The organism is Pseudomonas sp. MIL19 (genome assembly GCF_028680365.1).
Lineage (GTDB): Bacteria > Pseudomonadota > Gammaproteobacteria > Pseudomonadales > Pseudomonadaceae > Aquipseudomonas > Aquipseudomonas spirodelae.
In genome coordinates this window covers 35,002-53,504 of the sequence record NZ_JAPPVG010000024.1, presented here as the reverse complement: position 1 = coordinate 53,504, position 18,503 = coordinate 35,002, and the positions used below count along the sequence as shown (strand labels likewise).

Genomic DNA, 18,503 nt, shown 5'->3' with positions numbered 1-18,503 from the left:
CAGCGAGATTGGCCAACTACTGCCGCATCAATGGGCACCCGCCTGAATTACGCAAGGTGAGTTCGGCAGACGCTTACGACACTTCACCTATGGCCCAAATAAAAAAAGCCACCCGAAGGTGGCTTTTCTTAAGTTAAAAAGCCTTAGGCTTTTTTAACTTCCCAACCTGTCAGCTCAGCCAGGGCTTTGCCGATGTCAGCCAGGGAACGCACGGTTTTCACGCCGGCGTCTTGCAGGGCTGCGAACTTCTCGTCTGCAGTGCCTTTGCCGCCGGAGATGATTGCACCGGCATGGCCCATACGCTTGCCCGCCGGAGCGGTTACACCAGCGATGTAAGAAACTACAGGCTTGGTCACGTTGGCCTTTATGTAGGCAGCCGCTTCTTCTTCAGCCGAACCACCGATCTCACCGATCATCACGATCGCTTCGGTCTTCGGGTCTTCCTGGAACAGCTTCAGGATGTCGATGAAGTTGGAGCCTGGGATCGGGTCACCGCCGATACCAACACAGGTGGACTGACCGAAACCGGCGTCAGTGGTCTGCTTAACAGCTTCGTAAGTCAGGGTGCCGGAACGCGACACGATACCTACTTTGCCTGGCAAGTGGATGTGACCTGGCATGATGCCGATCTTGCACTCGCCCGGTGTGATAACGCCTGGGCAGTTCGGGCCGATCAGGACCACGCCCAGCTCGTCGCACTTAACCTTGGCTTCGAGCATGTCGATGGTCGCGATGCCTTCGGTGATGCAAACGATCAGCTTGATGCCGCCCATGGCCGCTTCAAGGATCGAGTCCTTGCAGAACGGAGCTGGAACGTAGATCACGCTGGCAGTGGCGCCAGTCTGCTCAACCGCTTCACGCACGGTGTTGAACACCGGCAGATTCAGGTGAGTGGTGCCGCCTTTACCTGGGGTCACGCCGCCAACCATCTTGGTGCCGTAAGCGATGGCTTGTTCGGAGTGGAAAGTGCCCTGCGAGCCGGTGAAGCCCTGGCAGATAACTTTGGTGTCTTTATTGATCAGGACGCTCATTATTTGCCCTCCGCAGCTTTGACGACTTGCTGAGCAGCGTCGGTCAGGCTGGTTGCCGCGATGATATTCAGGCCGCTTTCAGCCAGAACTTTGGCGCCCAGCTCAGCGTTGTTACCTTCCAAGCGAACGACAACCGGAATTGTCACGCCGACTTCTTTCACTGCGCCGATGATGCCTTCAGCAATCATGTCGCAACGAACGATACCGCCGAAGATGTTTACCAGTACGGCAGCTACGTTGCTGTCGGACAGGATGATCTTGAAGGCTTCGGTCACGCGCTCTTTGGTTGCGCCGCCACCTACGTCGAGGAAGTTGGCTGGCTTGCCGCCGTGCAGGTTGACAATGTCCATGGTGCCCATGGCCAGGCCAGCACCGTTGACCATGCAGCCGATGTTGCCTTCCAGCGCAACGTAGTTCAGTTCGAACTTGGCAGCGTGGGCTTCGCGTGGATCGTCCTGGGACGGATCGTGCATAGCGCGCAGCTTAGGCTGACGGTACAGGGCGTTGGCGTCGATGTTGATCTTGGCATCGAGGCAATGCAGATTGCCGTCAGCCTTGATCACCAGCGGGTTTACTTCCAGCAGCGCCAGGTCGTAGTCCTGGAACAGCTTGGCCAAACCAACGAAGATTTGGGTGAACTGCTTGATCTGATCACCTTGCAGGCCCAGCTGGAAAGCCAGGTCGCGACCCTGGAACGGCTGAGCGCCGACCAGTGGATCGATGGTAGCTTTGAGGATCTTCTCAGGAGTGTCGTGAGCGATCTTCTCGATGTCCACGCCACCTTCAGTGGACGCCATGAACACGATACGACGGCTGGAACGATCAACAACGGCGCCCAGGTACAGTTCCTTGGCGATGTCGGTGCAGGATTCGACCAGAATCTGGTTGACCGGCTGACCGCTAGCATCTGTCTGGTAAGTCACCAGACGCTTGCCCAGCCAGTTAGCGGCAAAGGCCTTAGCGTCTTCTTTGCTCTTAACCAGCTTCACGCCGCCCGCTTTACCGCGACCACCGGCGTGGACCTGAGCCTTAACGACCCACTCGGTACCGCCAATTTTGTCGCAAGCTGCTGCGGCTTCTTCTGGGGTGTTTACCGCGAAGCCCTTGGATACGGGCAGGCCGTATTCAGCGAACAGCTGCTTACCCTGATACTCGTGGAGATTCATGCTTGTCTACCGTCTTCGTTTAGGTATTGCGCATACGGTGCTGCACTTGTGGTGCCGCACCACCTGTGACTGCTTCTAGGGCAATCCGGCTGATATTCCGCGCAGCAGCTTAAGAAGCTGAACGCGGGTCATCTGCCGTGGTTCTTCCTGTTTGAGCGGTGGACTGCGCCGGTACACAACGCCGGCGCAGGCCACCATTCAAACCAACAACGATTTAACGCTTCTTACGGTTGGCGATGTGAATGGCCTGGCCATTCACTGCCAATGCAGCTTCGTGCAGTGCTTCGGACAGCGTCGGGTGGGAGAAGACCATCATCCCCAGATCCTCGGCGCTGGTGCCGAATTCCATACCGATTGCGCCCTGCTGGACCAGCTCGGCAGCGCTCGGACCAATCACGTGGACACCCAGAACACGGTCGGTAGTGGCATCAGCAATTACTTTAACCAGGCCGCCGGTGTCGTTAGCCGCCATGGCACGACCGCTAGCTGCGAACGGGAAGGTGCCAACGTTAACGGCCACACCTTCGGTCTTCAGCTGCTGCTCGGTCTTACCGACCCATGCGATTTCCGGGTGGGTGTAGATAACGGACGGGATCAGGTCGTAGTTCATCTGGGCTTTGTGACCGGCGATGCGCTCAGCAACCATGATGCCTTCTTCCGAGGCTTTGTGAGCCAGCATCGCACCACGCACCACGTCACCAATGGCATAAACACCTGGGACACTGGTGGCGCACTGGTCGTCAACAAAGATGAAGCCACGCTCGTCCATGTCGACACCGCTATCAGCGGCCAACAGGTCAGTGGTCACTGGGCGACGGCCGACAGCAACGATCAACTTGTCGAAAACGATGCTCTGCTCGCCTTCAGCGTCGGTGAAGTTAACAGTAACCTGCTTCTTCTTCACTTCCGAACCGGTAACGCGTGCGCCCAGACGGATTTTCAAGCCTTGCTTGGTGAAGGTCTTCAGTGCTTCTTTGGCGATCTGCTCGTCGGCAGCCGGGAGGAACTTGTCCAAAGCTTCCAGCACTGTGACTTCAGCACCAAGACGCGCCCAGACCGAACCCAGCTCCAGACCGATGACACCGGCGCCAATCACGCCCAGCTTCTTCGGTACGCTCTGGAATTCCAGAGCGCCAGTGGAGTCGACGATCACATCTTGATCAACTGGAGCCGGTGGGATGTCAATCGGCTTGGAGCCGGAGGCCAGAATCACGTTCTCAGCTTCAACGATCTGCGTCTTGCCATCAGAACCGGTGACTTCAACCTGCTTACCCGCCAGCAGCTTGCCGTGACCTTCGAGCAGGGTTACGCCGTTGGCCTTGAACAGAGTAGCGACGCCACCGGTAAGGTTTTTCACGATGTTGGCTTTACGGCCAATCATTGCCGGTACGTCGATGGTAACGCCCTTGGCTTCGATACCGTGAATGGCGAAATGGTCCTTCGCTTCGTAGTATTTCCAGGAGCTGTCCAGCAGTGCCTTAGACGGAATACAGCCGACGTTCAGGCAAGTACCACCGAGGGCAGTCTTACCCTCCTTATCCTGATACTTCTCAATGCACGCTGTTTTCAGACCAAGCTGAGCGGCTTTGATCGCGGCTACATAACCGCCAGGGCCGGCACCGATGACTACCACGTCGAATTTTTGGGTCATAACGTATTCCTTCTCGAATAAACCGGACGGCCCCATTTGCAGGGCCGCCGTGGGAGAAACTGGCTGTTAGATATCCAGCAGCAGACGCGCCGGGTCTTCCAGCAAGTTTTTGATGGTTACCAGGAAGGTCACGGCTTCCTTACCATCAATCAGGCGATGGTCGTAAGACAACGCCAGGTACATCATTGGACGGATCACCACTTGGCCGTTGATTGCCATCGGGCGCTGCAGGATATTGTGCATCCCCAGGATCGCAGCTTGCGGTGGGTTGACAATCGGCGTCGACATCATCGAGCCGAAGGTGCCGCCATTAGTAATGGTGAAGGTACCGCCGGTCATTTCATCGATCGACAATTTACCGTCACGGGCCTTCTTACCGAAAGTAGCAATACCGTTTTCGATTTCAGCCAGGCTCATCAGTTCCGCATTACGCAGTACCGGTACCACCAGCCCACGATCGCTGGATACTGCGACGCCTACGTCCGCGTAGCCGTGGTAAACAATGTCGGCGCCATCAATCGAAGCGTTGACCGCTGGGAAGCGCTTCAGTGCTTCAGTAGCGGCTTTGACGAAGAACGACATAAAGCCCAGGCGCACGCCGTTATGGGACTTCTCAAACAGGTCCTTGTACTTCGAACGCAGCGCCATGACTTCGGTCATGTCGACTTCGTTGAAAGTGGTCAGCATAGCCATGTTCGACTGCGCCTCAACCAGGCGGCGGGCCACGGTGGCACGTACGCGGGTCATCGGTACGCGCTTCTCGGTACGATCACCCGAAGCGAAGACTGGCGCTGCAGCAGCAGGAGCAGCTGGCTTGGCAGCTGGGGTTGCAGGGGCGTTCTTCTTCGCGTCAACGGCGGCCACGACGTCTTCTTTAGTCACCCGACCACCTTTGCCGGTGCCCGCGATGCTGTTCGGATCGATGCCATTTTCTTCGGCGATTTTGCGCGCAGCCGGCGAAAGGATCTGGTCATCACCAGCGGCAACCGCTGGAGCAGCTGCAGGCGCAGCAGCCTGAGCGGCGGCAGCCGGGGCCGGAGCAGCAGCGCCACCCTCACCCAGCGAACCCAGCACTTCGTTACTGAGGACGGTATCGCCTTCATTTTTGATGATTTGCGCGAGGACACCATCGGCCTCGGCCAGCACTTCGATCACCACTTTGTCGGTTTCAATGTCGACGATCAGCTCGTCGCGCTTGACCGCATCGCCCGGTTTCTTGTGCCAAGTGGCCACGGTGCCGTCGGCAACCGATTCGGGGAAAGTAGGGGCTTTGATCTCGATAGCCATTGTGTGTGGTTCCTTAAATTCGGTTTCTTCTAGCAGGCGACCCATTCGGCCGCCTGCTGCACGAAGGCGTTAAACAGTAAAGGCGTCTTGCAGGAGTTTTTCCTGCTGTTCGGCGTGCATCGATGCATAACCACAGGCTGGAGCGGCAGACGCATCACGACCGGCGTACTCGAGGAACAGCGATTTTTTGTGCGCTGTTGCCACGCGACGCATGTGATGCTGGCTACAGTACCAGGCGCCCTGGTTCATCGGCTCTTCCTGACACCAGACGATGTGTTTGAGGTTCTTGTACGCAGACAAGGTCTCGGTCAAATCATCTTCCGGGAACGGATAGAGCTGCTCGATACGCACAATAGCGATGTCTTCGCGGCCTTCGTTGCGGCGTTTTTCCAGGAGATCGTAGTAAACCTTGCCGCTGCACAGGACCAAGCGCTCGACTTTTTTCGGGTCGATTGCATCGTTTTCTGGGATCACGGTCTGGAACGAACCCTCGGCGAGATCTTCGAGCGTCGAGATGGCCAGTTTGTGGCGCAACAGCGACTTCGGCGTCAATACGACCAGTGGTTTGCGCAGCGGACGGATCACCTGACGACGCAGCAAGTGGTAGATCTGTGCTGGGGTGGTCGGTACTGCCACTTGCATGTTGTGCTCAGCGCACAGTTGCAGGTAGCGCTCCAGACGCGCTGAGCTGTGCTCTGGCCCCTGCCCTTCATAACCGTGCGGCAGCAACATGGTCAGACCGCACAGGCGACCCCACTTGTGCTCACCACTGGAGATGAACTGGTCGAATACCACCTGGGCACCGTTGGCAAAGTCACCAAACTGGGCTTCCCAAATAACCAGCGCATTTGGCTGAGTGGTGGCGTAGCCATATTCAAAGGCCAGTACTGCTTCTTCCGAGAGGAAGGAGTCATACAGGTCAAAGGCTGGCTGGCCGCCATATAGGTTCTTCAGTGGCACATAGGCACTGGCATCTTTCTGGTTATGCAGTACCGCATGGCGGTGCGAGAACGTACCACGGCCGATGTCCTGGCCGGTCATGCGGATAGGATGGCCTTCAAACAACAGGGTCGCGTACGCCATTGTTTCGGCGTAACCCCAGTTGATCGACAGCGCACCCGCACCCATTTTCTGCCGGTCTTCCAGAATCTTCGCCACCTGGCGCTGGACAACCACACCTTCTGGGATTTCCAGCAGCTTGTTCGAGAGTTCTTGCAGGGTTTTCAACTCGAAACGTGTGTCGTGCCGTGCGGTCCAGGTATGCCCCAGATACGGACGCCAATCGACGAAAAGCTCCTTGTTCGGCTCTTTGACCAGACTCTTGACCACATGCTGGCCGTTATCCAGCGCAGTGCGGTACTCGTCGATCTTAGCCTGCACCTCTTCAGTCGTCTGACGCTGTGCAGCGGTCAGCGCGTCGGCATACAGCTCACGGGTGGTGCGCTGCTTGCTGATCTGCTGATACATGATCGGCTGAGTGCCGCTCGGCTCGTCGGCCTCGTTGTGACCGCGACGGCGGTAGCAAACCAGGTCAATGACCACGTCACGCTTGTACTGCATGCGGTAATCGACGGCCAGCTGCGTTACAAACAACACAGCTTCTGGATCGTCACCGTTTACGTGCAGGATCGGCGCTTGAATCATCTTCGCCACATCGGTGCAGTACTCGGTGGAACGCGAGTCCAGCGGGTTGCTGATGGTAAAGCCAACCTGATTATTGATGACGATATGGATGGTGCCGCCCGTTTTGAAGCCACGGGTCTGCGACATCTGGAAGGTTTCCATGACCACACCCTGACCGGCAAATGCCGCGTCACCATGTAGGGAAACAGGAAGAACCTTCTCACCGGATGCATCGTTACGACGATCCTGACGAGCACGCACGGAACCCTCGACCACCGGAGAAACGATCTCCAGGTGCGAAGGGTTAAACGCCATCGCCAGGTGCACTTCGCCGCCAGCGGTCATCACGTTGGAGGAGAAACCCTGGTGGTATTTCACGTCACCAGAAGACAAGCCGGCGGTTTTTTTGCCTTCGAACTCGTCGAACAAATCACGCGGGTTCTTACCGAAGGTGTTAACCAGTACGTTGAGGCGGCCACGGTGGGCCATGCCGATAACGACTTCCTTGGTGCCGTAAGAACCAGAGCGCTGAATCAGTTCATCGAGCAGCGGGATCAGGCTCTCGCCACCTTCCAGACCAAAGCGCTTGGTGCCCGGGTATTTAGTGCCCAGGTACTTCTCCAAACCTTCGGCGGCAGTCAGGCGCTCCAGCAGATGGCTCTGCACGTCGACCGAATATTGCGGACGGCTACGCACGCTTTCCAGACGCTGCTGGAACCAGCTGCGCTGCTCGGAATCGACGATATGGGTGAACTCGGCACCGATGGTGCGGCAATATGTCTGCTGCAACGCATCACGAATTTCGCGCAGAGTGGCTTCTTCCTTACCAAGGTGAAGCCCGCCGGTGCGGAATGTGGTGTCGAGATCAGCATCCGTCAAACCATAGTGATTGATCACCAGATCATCCGGAGCAGGACGTTGCCAGAGGCCAAGCGGATCGAGCTGAGCAGCCTGATGGCCGCGCATGCGATAAGCCTGAATCAGGCGCAGCACTTCGACTTGCTTCTTCTCGTGCTCACTGCTGACGCTACCAGCGGACACCGGTTGGGCGCGGCGCTGATTTTTAGCGAGCAAGACGAAATGATCGCGAATCGTTGAGTGCGATACGTCTGTAGCGGCGCTGCCGTCAGTCGGCAACTTCTGGAAGTAAGTGCGCCACTCTTCTGGCACAGCGTTGGGATCGTGCAGGTAAAGCTCATAGAGCTCTTCCACATAGGCAGCGTTACCACCGGATAGGTGGGCACTGTCCCACATGCGCTGCATCACGCTTTCTTGCATGCTTGGTCACCCTCGGTAAGGGGACACCACCGGCGAAGAAACCGTATGGCTGTCAGTCCTGAAGCAGCGACTGGTAAGCCACCACGGATCCCGCAGATAGTCCGGGCACCAGCCCGGATGCCCCTGCTGGTCGTCATATTTTTCAAGGTAGAACCACCGCTTTGTGAGCAGCAGTTCTGGCTAAAACCACGGCGCTGGATAGAAACCAGCGCCGCAGGTGTTACAGGTCTAGCAAACAATCGTGAATCAGGTACCGCTCTGCAACAGCATATTGCGTACGTGGCCAATTGCCTTGGTCGGGTTAAGACCCTTAGGGCAAACGTTCACGCAATTCATGATGCCGCGGCAGCGGAACACACTGAACGGATCGTCCAGGGACGCCAAGCGCTCTTCGGTCTTGGTGTCACGGCTATCCGCCAGGAAACGATAAGCTTGCAGCAATGCAGCCGGGCCGAGAAACTTATCTGGATTCCACCAGAACGACGGGCAGCTGGTGGAGCAGCAGGCGCACAGAATGCACTCATACAGGCCGTCCAACTTCTCGCGTTCTTCTGGGGTCTGCAGACGCTCAATGGCCGGGGCCGGTGTATCGTTCTGCAAAAACGGCTGCACCTTCTCGTACTGCTTGTAGAAGATGCTCATATCAACAACAAGGTCACGAATGACCGGCAGGCCAGGCAGCGGACGGATCACCAGCTTGCCACCTTTAAGGCCAGCAGCCGAAAGCGGCGTGATGCAGGCCAGGCCATTTTTACCGTTGATATTCATGCCATCAGAGCCACATACACCCTCACGGCAGGAACGACGGTAAGAAAACCCCTGATCCTGTTCCTTGATCAACGCCAGTACGTCAAGAACCATAACGTCCTTGCCACCGGTATCGACCTGGAATTCCTGCATAAACGGCGCAGCGTCCTGCTCCGGGTTGTAACGATAAACGCTTACTTGCAACAGATTGGCTTGCGACATATCGGCCACCCTTAGTAAGTACGAATCTTGGGTTCGAACGCCGGCACTGTTTTCGGCGTGAAGTTGACGGCACGCTTGCTGACGCGCTTCTCACCTGGGAAGTACAGGGAGTGGCACAGCCAGTTTTCGTCGTCACGCTCTTCAAAGTCTTCACGAGCGTGAGCACCACGGGATTCTTTACGAACCTCAGCGGCGATCGCAGTGGCTTCAGCCACTTCGAGAAGATTTTGCAGTTCCAACGCTTCAATACGCGCAGTGTTAAACGCCTGACTCTTATCTGCGATTTTAACGTTCGAGATACGCTCACGCAGGTCGGTCAGTTGTTCGATGCCCTTTTGCATGTACTCACCGGTGCGGAACACACCGAAGTAATTTTGCATGCAGTTCTGCAGTTCTTTACGCAGCGGCGCAACATCTTCGCCGGTTGTGCGCTCGTTGACGCCAGCCAGACGCTTGAGCGAATGTTCAATGTCCGTCTCGGACGCGCCACGCGCATCTACGCCTTCTTTCAGCGCTTTCTCCAAGTGGATACCGGCCGCACGACCGAACACCACCAGGTCAAGCAACGAGTTACCGCCCAAACGGTTAGCACCGTGTACCGATACGCAGGCCACTTCACCGACCGCAAACAGACCGTCGATGATCTTGTCATTGCCATTAGCATCCTGGGTGATCGCCTGACCATGAATATTGGTCGGCACGCCGCCCATCATGTAATGGCAGGTTGGCACCACAGGGATTGGCGCAACAACCGGATCCACGTGAGCAAAGGTCTTTGACAGCTCACAGATACCAGGCAGGCGGCTGTGCAGCACTTCCTCACCTAGGTGATCGAGCTTGAGCATTACATGGTCGCCATCAGGGCCACAGCCGTTACCGGCAATGATTTCCTTGACCATCGAGCGTGCAACTACGTCGCGACCGGCGAGGTCTTTGGCGTTTGGCGCATAGCGCTCCATGAAACGCTCGCCGTGCTTGTTGATCAGGTAACCACCTTCACCACGGCAACCTTCGGTTACCAGCGTACCGGCACCTGCGATACCCGTCGGGTGGAACTGCCACATTTCGATGTCTTGCACCGGAACGCCAGCACGCAGCGCCATGCCCACGCCGTCACCGGTGTTGATCAGGGCATTGGTGGTGGAAGCGTAGATGCGACCCGCACCGCCAGTTGCCAGAACTGTGGCCTTGGAGCGGATATAAACGGTTTCGCCAGTTTCGATGCAGATAGCGATCGTACCGACCACACCACCGTCTTGGTTCTTAACCAGATCGACCGCATACCACTCGTTCAAGAACGAAGTGCCGGCTTTCAAGTTGGCCTGATACAGGGTGTGCAGCAGAGCGTGACCAGTACGGTCAGCTGCAGCGCAGGTACGGGCTGCCTGAGTCGGGTTATCCGGCCCCTTGGACTGACCGCCGAACGGACGCTGATAGATGCGACCTTGTTCGGTACGGGAGAACGGCAAGCCCATGTGTTCGAGCTCGAATACGGCTTCTGGGCCTACGGAACACATGTACTCGATCGCGTCTTGGTCACCGATATAGTCGGAACCTTTGACGGTGTCATACATGTGCCAGCGCCAATCGTCGTTCGGGTCAGCCGAAGCGATGGCACAGGTGATGCCACCCTGTGCAGACACAGTGTGCGAACGGGTCGGGAAGACCTTAGTGACTACAGCAGTCTTGTGACCACCTTGTGCCAATTGCAGTGCAGCGCGCATACCCGCGCCGCCGCCACCAATAATGATGGCGTCATAAGAAAGAGTGCGAATGCTTGTCATGGATCAGTTACCCCAAAAAATCTGCACGCCCCAGACAAAGAACGCGAACATGGCAACGCCACACGCGGCCTGGAACAGAAAACGCACGGTAGTAGCCCACTTACCCAGCGCCATCGGCGTCAAGTAGTCGGTGGAAATTGTCCACATGCCAACCCAGGCGTGAACGCTGAGCGCCACCAGAGTTAACAGGCTAAAGATACGCATGGCGTTATTGGAGAACAGCCCCTTCCACTCGGCATAACCCAAACCTGGGTTGCACACGACAAAGCCGAGTAAAAACAGTACATAAGCCGCGAGGACAACAGCAGACACACGCTGCGCCATCCAGTCATAAAGACCCGAACGCGAGAAGTTCGTGACGTTGGTTACCATATCCACACCCCCAGTAGCACGATCACGATCGTCGATACGACGAGAACGATTTTCGAACCCAGCTTGCCGCCTTCCAGCGTCTCACCGATGCCCATGTCCATGATCAAGTGGCGAACACCTGCCACCAGGTGGTACAGCAGAGCGGACAACAGACCCCAAATCACGAACTTGGCCAGCGGGCTGGTCAAACATTCCTGCACCTGGGCAAAGCCCTCTTCGGACGCCAGCGACTTGTCGAGGCCATAAAGCAGAATGGCAATACCAACAAAGAGGATGACACCGGAGATACGGTGAAGAATGGATGTATAAGCAGTGATTGGGAGTTTGATAGTCCTAAGGTCTAGGTTTACAGGTCTTTGGCTATTCACGGCTTTTTTATCACACTGAGAGCCCCTAACTATCAGGGCAAAGTTGTAGGGAGGCGCACTGGTCAGGTACCCATCACACAAGGAGTGACAACCACCAAAATACGGGCGTACAGCCCTTGGTAGTTGGGCCAAGAGTATAGACAGTTAGGTTACTAATGACAATGCAATGCACCCTACCTAAAAGCGCATTGCAGGCCGTTAATAAAAGGCGTAAAAGGGCGATTTTTTGTATACAAACCGCCCGCAAACCCTTCTGCCGCCTAGGTTTACCTAAATTGACATTCAAATTTATGGCTCTATAGTGTGGCGGGCCCTGCGTGGGGGGCAGACAGATGATTTCAAGCATAACTAGGAGGCCACACATGGCTGACAAAAAAGCGCAGTTGATCATCGAGGGCGCAGCCCCCGTCGAGCTGCCCATTTTAACCGGCACCGTTGGTCCCGATGTAATTGACGTACGGGGCTTAACCGCCACGGGCCGTTTCACATTTGATCCTGGCTTTATGTCCACCGCCTCGTGCGAGTCGAAGATCACCTATATTGATGGTGATCAGGGCATCCTGCTGCACCGCGGCTATCCCATTGAGCAGTTGGCAGATCAATCCGATTACCTGGAAACCTGCTACCTACTGCTGAACGGCGAACTGCCGAACGCTGAAGAAAAAGCCACCTTCGTCAGCACGATCAAGAACCACACCATGGTTCACGAGCAACTGAAGACCTTCTTCAACGGCTTCCGCCGTGACGCTCACCCAATGGCCATCATGTGCGGTGTAGTAGGTGCGCTGTCTGCCTTCTACCACGACTCTCTGGACATCAAGAACCCGCATCATCGCGAAGTTTCGGCCATGCGCCTGATCGCCAAGATGCCAACCATCGCCGCCATGACCTACAAGTACTCCATGGGTCAGCCGATGATGTACCCGCGTAACGACCTGAACTACGCGGAAAACTTCCTGCACATGATGTTCAACACGCCGTGCGAGATCAAACCGATCAGCCCGGTGCTGGCCAAGGCCATGGATAAAATCTTTATCCTGCATGCCGACCATGAGCAGAACGCCTCCACCTCGACCGTTCGCTTGGCAGGTTCTTCGGGCGCCAACCCGTTTGCTTGTATCGCGGCCGGCATCGCCGCCCTCTGGGGCCCGGCACACGGCGGCGCGAACGAAGCTGTTCTAGCCATGCTTGACGAGATTGGCAGTGTCGACAACATCGACACGTTTATTGCCAAGGCTAAAGACAAGGACGATCCGTTCAAATTGATGGGCTTCGGCCACCGCGTTTACAAAAACCGCGACCCGCGCGCCACCGTGATGAAACAAACCTGCGACGAAGTTCTGAAAGAGCTGGGCATCACCAACGATCCGCAGCTGGCACTGGCCATGCGCTTGGAAGAGATCGCCCTGACCGACCCGTACTTCAAAGAACGCAACCTGTACCCGAACGTTGACTTCTACTCGGGCATCATCCTCAAGGCTATCGGTATTCCGACCAGCATGTTCACCGTGATCTTCGCCCTGGCGCGGACCGTCGGCTGGATCTCACACTGGAAAGAAATGCTCTCCAGCCCTTACAAGATTGGCCGTCCACGCCAGCTGTACACCGGCTACCCGCAGCGTGACCTGAAGAAATAATTCAGTTAATGCCGCACAAAAAAGGCTGCCCACGGGCAGCCTTTTTTGTACCTAAACACTTAGCCTTATCGTTGCTCGGCAAGCTGGCGCAGCGCCTGCAGGGTATTGAACGGCGCATCCACCACAAAGCCATTGGCCAGCCAGGCGAGCACACTACCGCCCGGTTCGGAATGCACCTGATAGATCACTTCGATTTCACCATCACGCGGCGTGAGCTGCCAGAAACCCTCGACCCTGTTAATGCGAACGAAGCCCGGCCGCACCGGCAAATAATCGGCAACGCCATGCAACTTGCGAATTACCCGCCCATCAGCCGCATGCAGCGTGGTTACTTGCACGATCGAGTCACGCGCCTTCACTGGCCAGGGCGCCTGAAAGCGACTGTAGACCCAACGCACATTTCCCTTATGCTTTAGCAGCTTCTGTTCGCCACAGGCATGCATCCAGGCACACGCTGCACTGACATCATCCTGCAAAGCTAGAAGCCTGGGCATGCTCACGCGCATCCGGGTAACGCCACGAAACGCCTGAAAACTCGACCCAGGAATGGTTTGCAGGTACACCTGAATGCCGGCTTGATCTTTGACAACGCGCCATTGCCCAGCCTGCGCAGCACTGATCACCAGCAGCGAAACAACGCCCAAGAGCAGCCTGGCCAACCGTAACATCACGCCTCCAGCAGAACCGCAATCGCGCACCAGCACATCAAACCGCAACTGACGTGCTCTGCTCCAACCAACCAATCAGCTGCAGAGCTTCTGCCGTATTACGGCCGCAAACATACTCGGCAGCCTGAAATGCCGAACAGACAGCAGGCCGCTCAGGCTGACCAAAGATCAGGCAGTGGTTATTGGCATCCAGCTGAACGCAACGCACGCCCGCAGGCTTACCGCCAGGCATACCTGGGATGGGCGAGCTGATAGAGGGCGCAATGCAGCAGGCACCACAGCCTGCACGGCAATTCATCAGGGACAAACCTCGAAACCAAGTGAAACCGAAAGAGCGGCCAAGTTTACGCCGCCTTACCTGCTTGCGGTATTCGGGCTTTTGTAGACTCAGGCGAAAGGCAATATAACGACCACACGCGACAACACTAAGAGCCGCCGCGGACCACCAACAATAAGCAGCCCTTATCGCCCCTGCAGGCGGGCCAACAGGCTGGACGTGTCCCAGCGCCCGCCGCCCATGCCTTGCACGTCGGCGTAGAATTGATCAACCAAGGCCGTTACCGGCAGTTGCGCGCCATTACTTCGGGCCTCGGCCAGCAAGATCGACAAATCCTTGCGCATCCAGTCCACGGCAAAACCGTGCTCGAACTCGCCTGCCAACATGGTTTTATGGCGATTTTCCAGTTGCCAAGACTGCGCAGCCCCCTTGCTGATCACCTCCATGGCACCCTGCGCATCAAGCCCTGCGCACTGGGCGAAATGCAGCGCCTCGGACAACCCTTGAACCAAACCAGCGATGCAAATCTGGTTAACCATCTTGGTTAGCTGACCGCTGCCGGCCTCACCCATCAGCCGCTGCATACGCGCATAAGCCTGAATCACAGGCTCAGCCTTGGCATAGGTTGCTGCATCACCGCCGACCATGACGGTCAACGCCCCGTTCTGCGCGCCGGCTTGACCACCGGATACCGGCGCATCGAGAAAACCCAACTGGTGCTCGGCGGCATAGGCGGCTAGCTCGCGGGCCACCTGCGCCGAAGCGGTGGTGTGATCGACCAACACGGCGCCAGGCTGCATGCCGGCAAAAGCACCCTGCTCACCCAATACAACGCCGCGCAAATCATCGTCATTACCGACGCAAACCATTACAAACTCAGCGCCTGCCGCCGCTTCACGCGGGGTCGGTGCATGGCTGCCGGCGTATTCGGCGGCCCATTGCTCAGCCTTAGCGACAGTGCGGTTATACACGCACACCTGATGCCCGGCGCGTGCCAAATGCCCGGCCATTGGGTAACCCATTACGCCCAGTCCGATAAACGCCAGCTTTGCCATATACACCTCTGTATTCGAACGCCATCAACAGCGCACGCTTGTGCTAAACCCCATATCAGCGCTGCACGGCTAATACGAATCCGACCGTAAGCATGCCCGCCACATGAAATCAGCGCCAGTACAGCCGCCTGGCAAAACTGTATGAATGCGCCCAGGCAACAGGCTTTACCCACAGACAACACTCATTCCATACTCGCCGCACGCTAAGGAGGGCTTATGCCGCATTGGCTGGTAATCGACCTGGAAGCCACCACCGAAGAAGGCGGCTGGCCGATCAACGAGATGGAAATCATTGAAATTGGCGCCAGCCTGGTCAACCCGGGCGGTCATGAGATCGAGCATTTCCAGCGTTTTGTAAGGCCCACCCGACGCCCGCACCTGACGCATTTCTGCCGTCAGCTCACACAAATCAGCCAGGCCGATGTCGATGCCGCGGCACCATTGAGCACGGTCTGGGTGCAATTTGAGCGCTGGTTACTGGCCCACCGGCCACAGCTGGCGGGCTGGGCAAGCTGGGGCGACTACGATCGCCGTCAGCTCGAACAGGAATGGCGCACCCATGCACTGAGCAGCTATCTGAGCGATATCCCCCATATCAACCTGAAAAAACGTTTCGCCGAAGCCCGCCACCTGCCCAGGCCAGTCGGCCTGAAAATGGCCCTCAACCTGGCCGGTTTACAGTTTCAAGGCCAGCAACACCGCGCCCTGAGCGATGCACGCAATACGGCACGGCTGCTGCCACTGGTATTGCCTGCGCAAAGCAGATGACGAAGAAATAGCGCTTGGGCATACTGGCGTGCCTTTTTATGACCGGTCTTAACGCCCCCTTCGGGCCGTTGATAGCCGCCAGCCTTTCTAATCCCCTTTCGAGGAATTGCAGATGTTCAAGGTCAATGAGTACTTCGACGGCACCGTTAAATCGATCGCCTTCGGCATGGCTGAAGGCCCGGCCACCATCGGGGTGATGGCGGCGGGTGAATATGAATTTGGCACCAACCAGCTGGAAGTGATGCACGTGGTTGCCGGCGCCCTGACGGTCAAACTGCCCGGCAGCGAGAACTGGGAAACCTTCACCAGCGGTAGCAACTTCACCGTACCGGCCAACAGCAAATTCCAACTCAAGGTCGCCGCGGACACGGCCTACCTGTGTGAATACCGCTAAGCCATAGCGTTTGCGCTGGGTGCAGAACAAATAAAACCCGATCCCTGCAGAGGGATCGGTTTTTTTATGATTCAAGGCCCAGGCTTTAAATTCACCTAGAGACGATGGCTGCACAGGTTTGCGGTTTCACTTGTAGCCGTGAAGCACAGGGCGACAGCTAGAACCTAACCGCCAGTCATGCTCATAAAACGCACGACCTGCACCTGCTCATCGGCCTGGAAGTGATGCCGCTCAGGCTTGAGCTGCAGAGCATTAAGCAAGGCCTCGCGCAGCCGCTGACTGTCACCGGGATGAGCGCGCATCAGGCCTTTAAGATCCAACGCATTTTCATGCCCCAGACAGAGCACCAACTTGCCCTCAGCGGTCACCCGTACACGGTTGCAGTCGCCACAAAAATTGTTGCTGTGCGGCGAGATAAATCCCACCTGAGTATCGCTGCCAACCACCTGCCAATAGCGCGACGGGCCGCCGGTTAACTTGCTGCTGCGCACCAAGGCATAGCGCCGCTCGATAAGCGCGCGCACCTCGTCGCTGGAACAGAAAGTCTGCTCGCGTTGATGGCTGGAAATACTACCCAGCGGCATTTCTTCGATAAAGCTGATATCCAAACCACGCGCCATGGCGAACTCAACCAGGTCGAGCACTTCGTCATCATTGCGGCCCTTCTGCACCACAGCATTGAGTTTGATTTTGTTGAAACCAGCAGCACGCACCGTCTCGATACCGTCCAACACCTGATCGAGCTTGTCGCGCCGAGTAAACGCGGCAAAGCGATCACGCTGCAGCGAGTCCAGGCTGACATTCAGCCGCTTAACCCCGGCAGCGCGCAATTGCGGCGCCAGCTCAGCCAGTTGCGAGCCGTTGGTGGTGATCGCCAGGTCTTCCAACTCCGCGCGCTGCCCAAGGCGGGCCAACAGACTGAGCAGGTTCTTGCGCACCAACGGCTCGCCGCCGGTGATGCGGATGCGCTTGACCCCAAGGCCGATAAAGGCGTCCGCCACTGCATAAAGTTCTTCAAGGCTGAGGATCTGCTCGCGCGGGGCGAACTGCATGTTTTCGCTCATGCAGTAGATGCAGCGGAAATCACAGCGATCAGTAACCGATAAGCGCAGATAGGTGATACGCCGACCGAAGGGGTCAACTAACTGATGGTTCACGGCATCTCTCCTGAGAACCTACGCAACGTCTGCTGCGCGTCGGCCCTGCTGCGTTAAGTACAGGTTTTGACGCGCAGTGAGGCGAGACGTTTTGTTATGAATACACAGGCAAGGATAAAAACAGAAAAGCCAAACCTTGTACACAACTACCTGACCCAGTAGTCAGGTAGGTCGCCAAGACCCAGCCCACTCGCCTTGAGCGCCCCGCAAAGCCGGTGCTACCATGCCGGCCGCTGCCCTGCGCCGGGCGAACGACAGAAGCAACGAGGCTTATGACCAGTATTCGCGAACGTAACAGAGCGCTGATTTTACGCGCAGCCAGTGAGGAGTTCGCCGACAAAGGTTTTGCGGCCAGCAAAACCAGCGATATCGCCGCTAAGGCCGGGGTGCCAAAACCCAACGTCTATTACTACTTCAAGTCGAAAGAAAATCTCTACCGCGAAGTGCTGGAAAGCATTATCGAACCGCTGCTGGAGGCCTCTGCGCCCTTCAACCAGCCAGGCCAGCCTGCCGACGTGCTGCGCGCCTACATCCGCTCAAAGATCCGCATCTCCCGCGAACTGCCATCAGCCTCCAAGGTATTCGCCAGCGAAATCATGCACGGCGCGCCACACCTGTCCGCCGATCAAGCCGCGCAACTCAATGCTCAAGCCAAGCACAATATTGCCTGCATCCAACGCTGGGTCGACCAGGGCCTGATGGCCAAGATTGACCCGCACCATCTGCTGTTCAGCATCTGGGCCGCCACCCAGACCTATGCGGATTTCGATTGGCAGATTTCCACCGTCACCGGCAAAGCCAGCCTCGATGATGCCGATTACGAAGCGGCCGCACAGACCATCATTCGCCTGGTCATCAAAGGCTGTGAGGTGGATGAAGGACAAGCCAGGCCGTCGGCGCAGATCATCAGCGCTTAACCCTGCCCCTCAAACGGCACCCATAAAAAACGGTGAATGCCTGCACAGCATTCACCGTTTTTATTTCTGTTTCACATACAAAAGACCTGTGCGAGGCGCTT

General features: G+C 56.9%; 17 protein-coding genes. 4 read left to right on the top strand and 13 right to left on the bottom strand.

The window, feature by feature from the left end; all coding sequences use genetic code 11:
* Positions 1-143: 143 nt before the first annotated feature.
* The 9 genes from sucD to sdhC form a co-directional block, all read right to left on the bottom strand.
* A complete protein-coding gene (sucD, locus tag N1078_RS14810; RefSeq protein WP_090242057.1) occupies positions 144-1,031 on the bottom strand; it encodes a succinate--CoA ligase subunit alpha in 888 nt (295 codons plus the stop codon).
* Positions 1,031-2,197, bottom strand: coding sequence for an ADP-forming succinate--CoA ligase subunit beta (gene sucC / locus N1078_RS14805; RefSeq protein WP_274088928.1), 1,167 nt, complete (start codon positions 2,195-2,197; stop codon positions 1,031-1,033). The genes sucD and sucC overlap by 1 nt, the downstream gene beginning before the upstream one ends.
* A gap of 214 nt (positions 2,198-2,411) precedes the next feature.
* Complete coding sequence (lpdA, locus tag N1078_RS14800; protein ID WP_274088927.1) at positions 2,412-3,848, bottom strand: dihydrolipoyl dehydrogenase; 1,437 nt, start codon at positions 3,846-3,848, stop codon at positions 2,412-2,414.
* A 66-nt stretch (positions 3,849-3,914) separates the two neighbouring features.
* The gene (gene odhB / locus N1078_RS14795; RefSeq protein ID WP_274088926.1) at positions 3,915-5,135 is read right to left on the bottom strand and encodes a 2-oxoglutarate dehydrogenase complex dihydrolipoyllysine-residue succinyltransferase; all 1,221 of its coding nucleotides are present in this window, start codon (positions 5,133-5,135) and stop codon (positions 3,915-3,917) included.
* Between the two features lie 69 nt (positions 5,136-5,204).
* The gene (locus tag N1078_RS14790; protein WP_274088925.1) at positions 5,205-8,036 is read right to left on the bottom strand and encodes a 2-oxoglutarate dehydrogenase E1 component; all 2,832 of its coding nucleotides are present in this window, start codon (positions 8,034-8,036) and stop codon (positions 5,205-5,207) included.
* 246 nt (positions 8,037-8,282) lie between these two features.
* A complete protein-coding gene (locus tag N1078_RS14785) occupies positions 8,283-8,990 on the bottom strand; it encodes a succinate dehydrogenase iron-sulfur subunit (RefSeq protein WP_274088929.1) in 708 nt (235 codons plus the stop codon).
* Positions 8,991-9,016: 26 nt separating this feature from the next.
* On the bottom strand, positions 9,017-10,789 hold the full coding sequence (gene sdhA, locus N1078_RS14780; protein WP_274088924.1) for a succinate dehydrogenase flavoprotein subunit: 1,773 nt from the start codon (positions 10,787-10,789) through the stop codon (positions 9,017-9,019).
* 3 nt (positions 10,790-10,792) lie between these two features.
* Positions 10,793-11,161: a succinate dehydrogenase, hydrophobic membrane anchor protein gene (sdhD, locus tag N1078_RS14775; RefSeq protein WP_274088923.1), complete on the bottom strand. Its 369-nt coding sequence runs from the start codon at positions 11,159-11,161 to the stop codon at positions 10,793-10,795.
* Positions 11,155-11,529: a succinate dehydrogenase, cytochrome b556 subunit gene (gene sdhC, locus N1078_RS14770; RefSeq protein ID WP_090253269.1), complete on the bottom strand. Its 375-nt coding sequence runs from the start codon at positions 11,527-11,529 to the stop codon at positions 11,155-11,157. The genes sdhD and sdhC overlap by 7 nt, the downstream gene beginning before the upstream one ends.
* Positions 11,530-11,891: 362 nt before the next feature.
* On the opposite strand from sdhC, the gene gltA reads away from it, so the two are divergent.
* Positions 11,892-13,166, top strand: a complete 1,275-nt coding sequence (gltA, locus tag N1078_RS14765) for a citrate synthase (RefSeq protein ID WP_274088922.1) — start codon at positions 11,892-11,894, stop codon at positions 13,164-13,166.
* A gap of 65 nt (positions 13,167-13,231) precedes the next feature.
* Here gltA and N1078_RS14760 read toward each other — a convergent pair whose 3' ends face one another.
* From N1078_RS14760 to N1078_RS14750, 3 genes are all read right to left on the bottom strand, one after another.
* The gene (locus N1078_RS14760; RefSeq protein WP_274088921.1) at positions 13,232-13,834 is read right to left on the bottom strand and encodes an START domain-containing protein; all 603 of its coding nucleotides are present in this window, start codon (positions 13,832-13,834) and stop codon (positions 13,232-13,234) included.
* Positions 13,835-13,871: 37 nt separating this feature from the next.
* Complete coding sequence (locus N1078_RS14755) at positions 13,872-14,132, bottom strand: YkgJ family cysteine cluster protein (RefSeq protein ID WP_274088920.1); 261 nt, start codon at positions 14,130-14,132, stop codon at positions 13,872-13,874.
* 164 nt (positions 14,133-14,296) lie between these two features.
* On the bottom strand, positions 14,297-15,172 hold the full coding sequence (locus N1078_RS14750; protein WP_337993327.1) for an NAD(P)-dependent oxidoreductase: 876 nt from the start codon (positions 15,170-15,172) through the stop codon (positions 14,297-14,299).
* Positions 15,173-15,382: 210 nt separating this feature from the next.
* On the opposite strand from N1078_RS14750, the gene N1078_RS14745 reads away from it, so the two are divergent.
* Both N1078_RS14745 and ppnP read left to right on the top strand, forming a co-directional pair.
* Positions 15,383-15,934, top strand: coding sequence for an exonuclease domain-containing protein (locus N1078_RS14745; RefSeq protein ID WP_274088918.1), 552 nt, complete (start codon positions 15,383-15,385; stop codon positions 15,932-15,934).
* Positions 15,935-16,046: 112 nt separating this feature from the next.
* A complete protein-coding gene (gene ppnP / locus N1078_RS14740; RefSeq protein WP_274088917.1) occupies positions 16,047-16,328 on the top strand; it encodes a pyrimidine/purine nucleoside phosphorylase in 282 nt (93 codons plus the stop codon).
* Between the two features lie 164 nt (positions 16,329-16,492).
* On the opposite strand, the gene moaA is transcribed toward ppnP, so the two are convergent.
* Entirely contained in the window at positions 16,493-17,485 is a 993-nt protein-coding gene (gene moaA, locus N1078_RS14735) for a GTP 3',8-cyclase MoaA (RefSeq protein WP_274088916.1), read from the bottom strand.
* Between the two features lie 272 nt (positions 17,486-17,757).
* Between moaA and N1078_RS14730 the strand changes: the two genes are divergently transcribed.
* Positions 17,758-18,402, top strand: coding sequence for a TetR/AcrR family transcriptional regulator (locus N1078_RS14730; RefSeq protein WP_274088915.1), 645 nt, complete (start codon positions 17,758-17,760; stop codon positions 18,400-18,402).
* The last annotated feature ends 101 nt before the right edge of the window (positions 18,403-18,503 follow it).

What these genes read in the sequence shown, in the direction of transcription:
- sucD (WP_090242057.1), bottom strand. Translation starts at nt 1,031, where the DNA reads ATGAGCGTCCTGATCAATAAAGACACCAAAGTTATCTGCCAGGGCTTC.
- sucC (WP_274088928.1), bottom strand. Translation starts at nt 2,197, where the DNA reads ATGAATCTCCACGAGTATCAGGGTAAGCAGCTGTTCGCTGAATACGGC.
- lpdA (WP_274088927.1), bottom strand. Translation starts at nt 3,848, where the DNA reads ATGACCCAAAAATTCGACGTGGTAGTCATCGGTGCCGGCCCTGGCGGT.
- odhB (WP_274088926.1), bottom strand. Translation starts at nt 5,135, where the DNA reads ATGGCTATCGAGATCAAAGCCCCTACTTTCCCCGAATCGGTTGCCGAC.
- N1078_RS14790 (WP_274088925.1), bottom strand. Translation starts at nt 8,036, where the DNA reads ATGCAAGAAAGCGTGATGCAGCGCATGTGGGACAGTGCCCACCTATCC.
- sdhA (WP_274088924.1), bottom strand. Translation starts at nt 10,789, where the DNA reads ATGACAAGCATTCGCACTCTTTCTTATGACGCCATCATTATTGGTGGC.
- sdhD (WP_274088923.1), bottom strand. Translation starts at nt 11,161, where the DNA reads ATGGTAACCAACGTCACGAACTTCTCGCGTTCGGGTCTTTATGACTGG.
- gltA (WP_274088922.1), top strand. Translation starts at nt 11,892, where the DNA reads ATGGCTGACAAAAAAGCGCAGTTGATCATCGAGGGCGCAGCCCCCGTC.
- N1078_RS14760 (WP_274088921.1), bottom strand. Translation starts at nt 13,834, where the DNA reads ATGTTACGGTTGGCCAGGCTGCTCTTGGGCGTTGTTTCGCTGCTGGTG.
- N1078_RS14755 (WP_274088920.1), bottom strand. Translation starts at nt 14,132, where the DNA reads ATGAATTGCCGTGCAGGCTGTGGTGCCTGCTGCATTGCGCCCTCTATC.
- N1078_RS14745 (WP_274088918.1), top strand. Translation starts at nt 15,383, where the DNA reads ATGCCGCATTGGCTGGTAATCGACCTGGAAGCCACCACCGAAGAAGGC.
- ppnP (WP_274088917.1), top strand. Translation starts at nt 16,047, where the DNA reads ATGTTCAAGGTCAATGAGTACTTCGACGGCACCGTTAAATCGATCGCC.
- N1078_RS14730 (WP_274088915.1), top strand. Translation starts at nt 17,758, where the DNA reads ATGACCAGTATTCGCGAACGTAACAGAGCGCTGATTTTACGCGCAGCC.